2 protein-coding genes are annotated in these 2654 nt (G+C 45.3%); both read left to right on the plus strand.

Going from position 1 to position 2654, the window contains the following annotated elements; all coding sequences use genetic code 11:
• A partial coding sequence (locus WBA23_RS05695; protein ID WP_424581284.1) for a (Fe-S)-binding protein occupies nucleotides 1-1536 on the plus strand: 1536 nt, incomplete at its 5' end.
• A 22-nt stretch (nucleotides 1537-1558) separates the two neighbouring features.
• The coding region (locus tag WBA23_RS05700) for a GH3 family domain-containing protein (RefSeq protein ID WP_424581285.1) at nucleotides 1559-2654 on the plus strand (1096 nt) is incomplete at its 3' end.

A 2654-nucleotide genomic window follows, 5' to 3' on the forward strand; every position in this document is an offset into this window, starting at 1 on the left:
GTGCAACACTACGGCGGCTCATGGAGCGGTGAGCACGGCGATGGATTAGTCCGCTCAGCCTATAACGAAAAATTCTTTGGGACTAAAATTTATGAAGCTTTCCGTAAGGTAAAACAACTATTTGATCCTGAGAACCGAATGAATCCGGGGAAGGTTGTAAATGCACAGCCTATCACTGAAAACCTGCGCTACGGAACCAGCTATCGTGATAATTCCTTTCCTACCGAATACCAGTATCGGGAAGACGAAAGCTTTGAAAATTCGGTACACATGTGTACGGGAGTGGGGGAGTGCCGAAAAATTTTAGGTGGAACCATGTGTCCTAGCTTTAAAGCTACGCGCGATGAGGAGCACTCTACCCGTGGACGAGCCAATGCACTGCGTTTAGCCATGTCGGGACAACTCGATAAAGAAGGTATCACCAGCCACCGACTGCGCGAAACGCTTGATTTGTGTCTCTCCTGTAAAGCCTGTAAATCAGAATGCCCAAGCAACGTAGATATGGCGAAGCTTAAAAGTGAGGTAAGCCAGCAGTATTACGATAAGCACGGTGCTTCTTTACGAGATAAAATGATTTGCAATTCGTCGGATGTAGCTAAATGGTTGAGCGGGAAAACGGCTAGTTTGGTGAATAAAATCCAGCGAAGTTTGGCGTTCCGGGCCGGACTAGAGAAAGTAGCGGGCTTTGACCGCCGAAGAGTATTACCGGAGTTGGCTTCCGAAACGTTCTCTCAGTGGTTTTCCAAGAACAATAAGCCAGCAAAACCCAATACGCCTCAAGTAGCTTTATTTGCTGATACTTACCTCAATTATCACGAACCTCAAGTGGGCATCGCTGCTTACCACCTTTTAACTGCTTGTGGCTACGAAGTTTTGCTGGCGGAAGTGGGTTGTTGTCAACGCCCGAAAATATCCCACGGCTTCCTGCGCGAAGCCAAACAGGCAGGGCTTAAGACCGCGCAGAATCTAGAAGCTTATTTAGAAAATAATATTCCTGTTCTAGTGTGCGAACCCAGTTGTGCCTCCGCTCTAAATCATGACTTAACCGACTTGATTGCGGATGAAGTTTTAGCCCAACGATTGCAAAAGGGAGTACTTATGATCGATCAGTTTATTCATCAAGAACAACTCGCTGGAAAAATCAATGTTGAGTTTAGCACAACAGCACCGGGGTTACTCATCCACGGGCACTGCCACCAAAAAGCTTTGTACGGTACTCAGGCTATGAAAAACCTATTGGAAACCGTACCTGATCTGCGGGTGAGCGAAATAGATTCCGGATGCTGCGGCATGGCCGGTTCTTTCGGTTACGAACAAGAACATTATGAGCTTTCCGAAAAGATTGGATCATCAGTATTGTTTCCTACCTTAGAAAATACGGACGATGCTACGCAAACTATTGCTTGTGGCTTTAGCTGTCGCCACCAGATTGAGCACTTCACCGGCAAAAAAGCTAAGCACTGGGTAGAGACCATTCAGGTGAAGAAAACGATGAATAACCAACAAAAAAGACGTTTGTGTCAGGGTAATCCTTAATTTTGCCGCTAAACTTTTTAGTATGGGCATACGATCTTTTTTAAGTAAACCTTTAGCAAACTGGGTAGTCCGGCAGCAAAAACAGTGGAGCCAGGAACCGGAAAAATCACAAGATAAAGTTCTGCACAGTTTGCTATCGGGTGTTAAAAACACAGTTTTTGGAAAAGACCACCACCTTAGCGAAGTAAATACCTACGAAGAGTTCAAACAGGCAGTACCCATTCGTGACTACGAAGACCTGAAGCCCTACGTCAACCGCATTATTGGTGGTAAATCAGATGTGCTGTGGCCCGGTAAACCGGCGTACTTTGCTAAAACTTCGGGCACTACTTCGGGAGCGAAGTATATACCCATTACCAAAGATTCTATTCCCAATCATATTAATTCGGCTCGCGATGCGCTGCTAAGTTACGTGCATGATACTGGCAATTCTTCGTTTTTAGACGGAAAACTCATCTTCTTATCGGGTAGCCCAACATTGGAAGATAAAGGCGGAATACCGCTGGGGCGACTATCCGGTTTGGTTAATCATCATGTGCCGCAGTATCTACGCACTAACCAAATGCCCTCCTACGAAACTAATTGCATTGAAGACTGGGAAACCAAGCTGGGACGTATTGTTGATGAGACCATAAATCAGAATATGACGTTGATTTCTGGGATTCCACCCTGGGTGCAGATGTACTTTGACTGGCTGATTGATCGCACCGGAAAACCCATCAAAGATATTTTTCCCAATTTTTCGGTGTTTGTGCACGGCGGTGTGAATTACGCACCCTACCGACAGAAGATGATAGAGTCTATCGGAAAGCAAATTGACAGCATTGAGACTTACCCTGCTTCCGAAGGCTTTATTGCTTACCAAGATTCGCAATCGACCGAAGGACTGTTGATGTTACTGAATAGCGGTATCTTCTTTGAATTTATTCCTACTGATGAATTCTCCAAAGAAAATCCTACAAGGTTATCCATTCACGATGTGGAAATCGGAAAAAACTATGCCCTGATTCTCAATAGTAATGCCGGACTCTGGGGCTACTCCATTGGCGATACGGTGAAATTTGTATCAAAATATCCGCACCGCATTGTGGTAACCGGACGGGTCAAGCACTACATTT

The sequence above is a fragment of the Tunicatimonas sp. genome (assembly GCF_049647865.1).
GTDB lineage: Bacteria > Bacteroidota > Bacteroidia > Cytophagales > Cyclobacteriaceae > Tunicatimonas.